The following is a 6857-nucleotide window of genomic DNA, read 5'->3' on the forward strand; positions in this document are numbered from 1 at the left end:
CGTTTCCCCCCAAGAAACGCGGTCCATGGCGATTTTGTTTTTGCAAGGAAACTTCAGCAAGAGAAAGGATTTGAGGAGAATGAAACTGAAAAGAATCACAGCCCTTGTCTCTGGCGTCGGCCTGACCCTGTGCCTTGCCGCCTGCGGCGGCGGCGGAACTGCTTCCACCCCTTCGGCGGCGCCTGCCGGCTCCCAGGCGCCCGCCAGTTCCCCGGCGGCGGAGGAAACCAGCCAGGTGAAGCTGGTGGAGGACGGCAAGTTCAAGGTGGCCATGGAGTGTGCCTACGCCCCCTTCAACTGGACCCAGGCGGATGACTCCAACGGCGCGGTGCCCATCTCCGGTACGCCGGACTATGCCTACGGCTATGATGTGATGTTTGCCAAGGAGATCGCCGAGGAGCTGGGATGCGACCTGGAGATTGTCAAAATGGAGTGGGACGCCCTGATCCCGGCACTCCAGTCGGGCACGGTGGACGCAGTCATTGCCGGCCAGTGCATCACGGCGGAGCGGGCGGCCCAGGTGGACTTTTCCGACCCCTATTACTATGCCTCCATTGTCTGCCTGGTGAAGTCTGACAGCCCCTACGCCGATGCCCAGGGCATCAGCGATTTTGAGGGCGCTACCGCCACCTCCCAGCTGGGCACGGTGTGGTATGATACCTGCCTGCCTCAGGTGCCCGGGGTAGAGGTTCTGCCGGCTCAGGAGTCCGTGCCCGCCATGCTGGTGGCCCTGGACTCCGGAGCGGTTGACCTGGTTGTCACCGACCAGCCCACCGCCCTGTCCGCCTGCAACGCCTATCCCGATATGGTGATGCTGGACTTCTCCGGCACGGACGACGACTTTGATGTGTCCGAGGAGGAGACCAACTTCGGCATCTCCGTCCAGAAGGGGAACACCGGCCTGACTGAGGTGATTAACCAGGTCCTGAGCCAGTATACCCCTGAGGACTACACCGCCATGATGGATGAAGCCATTGCGGTGCAGCCCCTGAACGAAAACTGAGCCTCAGCGAAATCGGGATGCCGGGTACATTCGTACAGAATGTACCCGGCACTCACCCAAGGGAGGATGTCCGATGGACGAGTTAATGCAATTTGTGAGTGATATGGGGGCCGTCTGGTCCCGGTATGGAGGTTCCATTCTGCGGGGCGCCTGGACCACCATTCTGCTGGCAGTGATCTGTACGGTTTTGGGCTGTGTCATTGGTTTTGCGGTGGGCACGGTCCAGGCCAATCCGGTTTCCCCCCGGTACGGCCTGGTCCGCCGGGTGCTGACTCGGGTGGGCCACGGGCTGCTGCGGGCCTATGTGGAGTTTTTCCGGGGCACCCCCCTGATGCTCCAGGCTATGTTCATTTTCTACGGCGCGGCCTATGCCTTCGGTCTGCACATGGAGACCTTTTCCGCCGGTATCTTTATCCTGTCCATTAACACGGGGGCCTATATGGCAGAGACTGTGCGGGGCGGTATCCTGGCCATCGACCGGGGACAGATCGAGGGGGCCAAGGCCATCGGCATGACCCATAGGCAGGCCATGCTGCACGTGGTCCTTCCCCAGACGCTGCGCAATCTGCTGCCCCAGATCGGCAATAACTTCATCATCAACCTGAAGGACTCCTCCATGCTGTCGGTCATCAGCGTGACGGAACTGTTCTTTTCCTTTAAATCGGCAGCCGCGGCGCTCTACCTCTATTTCCCGGCGGCCACCATCGCCATGATTCTTTACCTGTGCATGACGCTGGTTTCGGCCTACCTGCTCCGGCTGTGGGAGCGTAAAATGACCGGTAAGGCAAACTATGAACTGGCAGAAAATCTGCCTGTAGGCGCCAATGAGGAAGGAGGGGAGGAATAAGATGGGAGCTCCATATCTGCGGGATTTTGCCCATCCGGTGCTCCAGGTCAGCCACCTGTCCAAAAATTTCGGGTCCCATCAGGTGCTCAAGGACATCGACTTCACCGTGTGCCGGGGGGACGTGATCTCCATCATCGGGGCCTCCGGCTCCGGCAAATCCACCCTGCTGCGGTGCATCAATCTGCTGGAGACCCCCAGCGGCGGCGAGATCCAGTTTCACGACCGGAATATCCTGGAGCGGGATGTGAATATCCCCGATTACCGGGCCAAGGTGGGAATGGTTTTCCAGAGTTTTAACCTGTTCAGCAATATGAGTGTGCTGCGCAACTGCGAGATCGGTCAGGAGAAGGTGCTGAAAAAGCCCAAAAAGGAGGCCCGGGACAGCGCCATGAAGTACCTGCAGCAGGTGGGCATGGCCCCCTACATCAATGCCTATCCCCACCAGCTCTCGGGCGGCCAAAAGCAGCGGGTGGCCATCGCCCGGGCTCTGGCCATGGAGCCCGAGGTACTTCTCTTTGACGAGCCCACCTCTGCCCTGGACCCGGAGATGGTGGGAGAGGTGCTGGAGGTCATGCGGGCCCTGGCCCATGACGGCATGACCATGCTGGTGGTGACCCATGAGATGTCCTTCGCCCGGGATGTGTCCAACCATGTGATCTTTATGGCCGACGGTGTGATCTGTGAGCAGCGGGACCCCCAGCGGCTGTTTACCGCCCCCAAGAACAAGCGTACCCAGGACTTCCTGCTGCGCTTCCTCCAGCGGTAGAGAATGAAACTGGAAGGTTCAAATGCAAATACTGTCCACAGGCAGAGGACAATTTTTGTGGCGAGATCTATGCTGATGCACAAATATTAAGGAATGAATTATTTTCACAGAACTGTATAATGCAGTAACTTAGTGGGATGTATGGCCGAGAAAAATATTGAATTGTGTATTTTATACAAAATTGTAGTGCTAAATATTATCTATGATATGGATATTGTGGTTTCATCGTGCCCGTAGTATACTTGAAAGTACGGAGACGCAGTGTATGTGTGCTGTGTACTCACCAGGAGAAAACAAGTATAAATTCGCAAAAGTGAATAGAAGGGAGGCTTTTATTTCAGTCGAGACCGCAAGGCATATCAATCCATAGGCAACGACAAAAAAGGAGGCTCTACAGATGCAACAACGTCAGAAACGCTCCCATTCTTTTCTTGCATTGCTGTTGGCATTATCCATGCTCTTCTCCCTGACGATTCTGCCTGTATCAGCTGAGGAACCAGTAAAAACCGATGCTGACCAGGGGACAGCCACACTCAAGCTGGACGACGACCTGCTCACTCTGGATATGAGCGAGGAAACGTTTCATGCAACCCTGACGGTTCCGGTCTCCACTGAGCAAAGCAAATGGACAACGGATCAGTGGAATACTTGGGCAAAAGGCATTACCTGGAGCCTGACGCGAGACGATGTGGATGTGCAGGACCCTGCGCTCTACCCGTACATCTACACCGGCGATGACCTGCAGAACTGGATGAGCTGGGGCACCATCAATCAGCATGGTGCTGACGGCGTCCCCTATTTCACCCTGGAAGATCCCACGGTAACCGTGGCTGATGGCTACGCTACGGTGAAGCTGACCTTCAGCCATGGCATCTTCTTCAATATGAAGGATGACTCGCTGCCTCTGGTGACCAACTCCCTGCAGGCCATTGGCAGCAATACCTTCCGCTACGCCCGCAACGTGTGGCCGGGCTTCATCGGCAACTACGAGCTGTCCGCCAAGTCTGGTGATACCGTTCTGGCCACCACCCCCATGGAGATCAACGTCTACGAGAGCAACGTCCGGCAGGACGAGCTGTACGATGAGCTGATGGAGATCAAGAAGCTGGCTGAGGCCAATGGCCGCTACTTCGACGTCCAGTCCTTCGGTAAAAGCACCGACGGCTATGACCAGTGGTATGCCGTGGTGTCCGACAGTGCCCAGTCCGTGGCCGACTTTAAGGAAATGAACGCCCTGGCTCAGACTGATCCCGAGAAGGTGCTGGCCCAGATCGAAGGCGGCAAGGACTACCGCATCCCCATCATGATGAACAACGTCCACTCCGACGAGGCCGGCGGTGTGGATGCCCATGTCAATCTGCTGCGTACCCTGGCTACCGAAGATACCATCACCTGGAATACCATCACTGGTCTGACCGGTGGCAAGACTGTGGATGAGAGCCAGTACGATCCCAAGATCGTGGACTTTGAGATCACCAGCGATGACGGCGATACCGACTACGGTTTCACCGGCTACGGTCTGAAAATCAGCGCCACCACCATCAACGGTAACGGCAACGACGGCCGCACCGATGCCAGCGAGTATTATACCTTCAGTGAGGACAAGGAGCTGAAGGTGGATGAGATCCTGGATAACCTCATCATCATCGTTACTCCCGATGAGAACCCTGACGGCCGTACCTACAACACCCGTCCCAACGGCAACGGCTTTGACCTGAACCGGGACGCCTCCAACCAGACTCAGGTGGAGACCCAGAACATTGCCAAGCTCATCAGCGAGTGGAATCCCGTGGCCTTCGTGGAGTTCCACGGCTTTACCGCTCAGTTCCTGGTAGAGCCCTGTACGCCTCCTCACGAGCCCAACCTGGAGTATGACCTGTTTGTGGAGCAGTTCCTGCTGGGCGCCGAGGCCTACGGCAACGCCGCTCTGGCCACCATGTCTGTCCAGCACGCGGGCGAATTTGAGACCAAGTATCAGACCTATTACACCCCCCTGCGCGACAGCTTTGATGCTGAAACCGGCTGGGACGCCTGGGATGACCTGAGCACCAACTACACCCCCAGCTATGCCATGCTCAACTGCGGTTCCATGGGCTTTACCATTGAGACTCCTTCCGGCGGCGAGTCCAGCGTCCGCCTGCTGGAGTGCGGCGCCTACGGCCTGTGGCAGTTCCTGTCCGACTGTAAGGACACCTGCTACAAGGCCCAGCTGGAGTTCTTCCGCCGGGGCATCAACAACGAGGACCACCGGGAAGAGATGGAGCCCTGGTATGTGGATATGAGCAACCAGCAGCTGGATCCCGACACCTGGCGTGTTCCCTATGAGGGCAACGACAAGTACTTCCCCGAGTACTATGTGCTGCCTGTGGACGCCGAGTCCCAGCGCGATCCCGCTGACGCCTATGAGATGGCGGAGTTCCTCATGCGCAACGGCGTGAAGGTCTCCACCCTCACCAAGGACGTGACGGTGGACGGTGTGACCTACAAGGCCGGTTCTCTGGTGGTCAATATGTACCAGGCCAAGCGCAACTACGCAAACTGCGTGCTCAACCTGGGCTATGATGCATCTGCCTCCGGCTTCCCCTCCCTGTACTCTGAGTCCGTGGCCAGCTTCCCCAGTATGCGCGGCTTTGACTGCATTGCCATTGATACCATCGGCGCCTTTGACGGTGCCCTGAAGGAACTGACTGAGGTTACCGCTTCCGGTCAGGTCACCGGCAGCGGTTCCATCGTCATCCTGTCCAACAACGGTGACGAGACCGTCCGGGCCGTCAACGCGTTGCTGGACGCTGGCAAGGCGGTTGGTATGATCACCGAAGGCGACTACAAGGGCGATTTCGTGGTGAGTGCTTCCTCCTATAATATGGTATCCTCCGACTATGCGCTGGTGGCTACCCGCACCAATGAGATGCCTGTGGCCCATCAGATCAGCAAGCCCACCCTGTTCCTCACCGGCCGCTATGCCGACTTCGGCGATGACAAGGTGACTTCTGGTTACTATACCGAGTGGTTTGCCAATGGCTATGGCTTCATCAACTACGATAACATCCACAACAACGGTACCTCCAATTACGATGTGATGGCCTATGTGAAGCAGCTGGGCTTCACCGTAACGGATGATCCTGCCAAGGCGGATATCATCATTGGCTCGGTGGCGCTGGACAGCGGCGCCTATGGCGCTGAGGCCGTTGCGGTGGTCAAGGCCGGTACGCCCTATATTGCCACCGGTTCTGAGCCGCTCTCCTACATTCAGGAGAACCTGGTGACAGGAATTACTACTGACTCCAGAGGTATGGAGGCCCTCCATCATGTCACTTATCCCTCCGACAGCCTCATCACTGCCAGCCAGGAGGCGGATGGTGACGACGTGATTTACACGCTGGATTGTACCGTTCTCACTGCCTATCCTGAGAATGCTGAGGTGCTGATCCAGGCCACCGATAAGGACAGCTTTATCGTGGGCTGCATGGCCGGCGGTAGCATCGACGGCGGCGTGGAGGCCATTGCGGTGGAGCAGGACGGAATGGATATTACCATCTTCGCCAACTCCATTGTCAACCGTGCCCACCAGCAGGACGACTATCTGTTTGCCACCAACACCATCTATTCCAAGATGCTGTCTGAAGATACCATGGATATTGTGGTCAGCACCCTGCCGTTTGATGATGTATATGGCGACGACTGGTTCTATAATGCGGTGAAGTATGCCTATGACAACAAGCTGATGGATGGTACTGCTTCTACCACCTTCGCTCCCTTCATGACCACCAACCGTGCCATGGTCGTCACCATCCTGTGGCGGCTGGAGGGTCAGCCTGAGGCTGATGCTACCCTGTCCTTCACCGACGTGGAGAGCGGCGTGTGGTACACCGACGCTGTGAACTGGGCTGCCTCCAAGGGTATCGTCAAGGGCTACAGCGACACCGTGTTTGCCCCCAACGACACCGTAACCCGCGAGCAGCTGGCCACCATTCTGTACCGCTATGCTGAGAGCAAGGGCTACGATGTGTCCGCCAAGGGCGATCTGACCACCTTCACCGACGGCGCCAAGACCTCCTCCTGGGCTACTGAGGCCATGGAGTGGGCGGTAGGCTCCAAGCTGCTGTCCGGCAAGGGCGGCAACGTTCTGGATCCCACCGGCACCGCCACCCGCGCGGAAGTGGCGCAGATCTTCACCAACTTTGCGCAGAACCTGAAGAAGTAAACATTCACGCCAACAGGGGCGCGCTGCATTAGCAGCG

At 57.5% G+C, this 6857-nt stretch carries 4 protein-coding genes; all 4 read left to right on the forward strand.

Translation table 11 applies throughout. The features are described 5' to 3' along the window. Nucleotides 1-79: 79 nt before the first annotated feature. The 4 genes from B5G42_RS12155 (at nucleotide 80) to B5G42_RS12170 (ending at nucleotide 6820) form a co-directional block, all read left to right on the forward strand. Entirely contained in the window at nucleotides 80-1003 is a 924-nt protein-coding gene (locus B5G42_RS12155) for a transporter substrate-binding domain-containing protein (RefSeq protein ID WP_242961217.1), read from the forward strand. Nucleotides 1004-1076: 73 nt separating this feature from the next. Beyond that, nucleotides 1077-1850, forward strand: coding sequence for an amino acid ABC transporter permease (locus B5G42_RS12160; protein WP_242961218.1), 774 nt, complete (start codon nucleotides 1077-1079; stop codon nucleotides 1848-1850). A 1-nt stretch (nucleotide 1851) separates the two neighbouring features. Then, nucleotides 1852-2616: an amino acid ABC transporter ATP-binding protein gene (locus tag B5G42_RS12165; RefSeq protein WP_087270794.1), complete on the forward strand. Its 765-nt coding sequence runs from the start codon at nucleotides 1852-1854 to the stop codon at nucleotides 2614-2616. A 397-nt stretch (nucleotides 2617-3013) separates the two neighbouring features. Then, on the forward strand, nucleotides 3014-6820 hold the full coding sequence (locus B5G42_RS12170; RefSeq protein ID WP_087270797.1) for an S-layer homology domain-containing protein: 3807 nt from the start codon (nucleotides 3014-3016) through the stop codon (nucleotides 6818-6820). The last annotated feature ends 37 nt before the right edge of the window (nucleotides 6821-6857 follow it).

It is taken from the genome of Flavonifractor sp. An91, assembly GCF_002159225.1.
Classification (GTDB): domain Bacteria; phylum Bacillota; class Clostridia; order Oscillospirales; family Oscillospiraceae; genus Flavonifractor; species Flavonifractor avicola.

What these genes read in the sequence shown, in the direction of transcription:
- B5G42_RS12170 (WP_087270797.1), top strand. Translation starts at nt 3,014, where the DNA reads ATGCAACAACGTCAGAAACGCTCCCATTCTTTTCTTGCATTGCTGTTG.
- B5G42_RS12160 (WP_242961218.1), top strand. Translation starts at nt 1,077, where the DNA reads ATGGACGAGTTAATGCAATTTGTGAGTGATATGGGGGCCGTCTGGTCC.
- B5G42_RS12155 (WP_242961217.1), top strand. Translation starts at nt 80, where the DNA reads ATGAAACTGAAAAGAATCACAGCCCTTGTCTCTGGCGTCGGCCTGACC.
- B5G42_RS12165 (WP_087270794.1), top strand. Translation starts at nt 1,852, where the DNA reads ATGGGAGCTCCATATCTGCGGGATTTTGCCCATCCGGTGCTCCAGGTC.